The sequence below is a fragment of the Oleiphilus sp. HI0043 genome (assembly GCF_001634935.1).
Genome location: NZ_LWEY01000864.1, coordinates 1 through 841, shown reverse-complemented (window position 1 = coordinate 841; position 841 = coordinate 1). Strand labels below are relative to the sequence as shown.

The window sequence follows — 841 nt, the reverse complement described above, 5'->3', positions numbered from 1 at the left end:
CCGAAGCCTTGCATCAGCAATGCGGTGAGCGATACGAAGTCCCTCAACTGCTTAAAGATATGGCCCGAGACAATTTGACGTTCAAAGACTAGCTAAATCTATATCAACCAGTTTGTGAGGTTTTGGGCCTCACAAGCTTTGAATAATTCTAAGAAAGGTAGAAAAAGATGATTAAACGAACAGTATTTGAATCTGAACAAGAAATGTTTCGCGATGCGTTTAAGAAGTTCCTTGAAGCTGAAGCTGTGCCTCACCACGAGCAATGGGAGAAAGACGGTCAGGTATCTCGTGAACTATGGAAGAAGGCTGGTGAACACGGCTTTTTAAGCCCAACTGTCCCAGAAGCATACGGCGGTGTTGAAGGTGACTTTCGTTTCAATGCGGTGATCGATGAAGAAGTTGCTAATTACGGCTTAAGTGGTATCGGCTTTGGCTTGCACTCAGACATCGCGGTGCCTTACATCATGGCTTACGGTTCCGAAGAGCAAAAGCAAAAGTACCTGCCGGGTTGTGTTGATGGTTCAATTGTGACCGCGATTGCCATGACAGAGCCTGGCACCGGTTCTGACTTACAAGGTGTGAAAACCAATGCTGTGTTAGACGAGTCAGGCGAGTTCTATACACTCAATGGTTCTAAGACCTTTATCACTAATGGACAGTTAGCAGATTTAATTATCGTGGTGGCTAAAACTAACCCTGAAGCTGGCGCAAAAGGTACGAGCCTTCTGTTAGTTGAGGCAAACTCACCCGGCTTTGAAAAAGGCACCAATCTTCATAAGATCGGTATGAAGGCACAGGATACGTCAGAGCTATTCTTCCAGGATGTAAAAGTCCCAAAAGA

1 protein-coding gene is annotated in these 841 nt (G+C 45.3%); it reads left to right on the top strand.

The window, feature by feature from the left end; translation table 11 throughout:
- Positions 1–167: 167 nt before the first annotated feature.
- Positions 168–841: acyl-CoA dehydrogenase family protein (locus A3729_RS09780; protein ID WP_197475746.1), on the top strand; the 674-nt coding region annotated here is incomplete at its 3' end.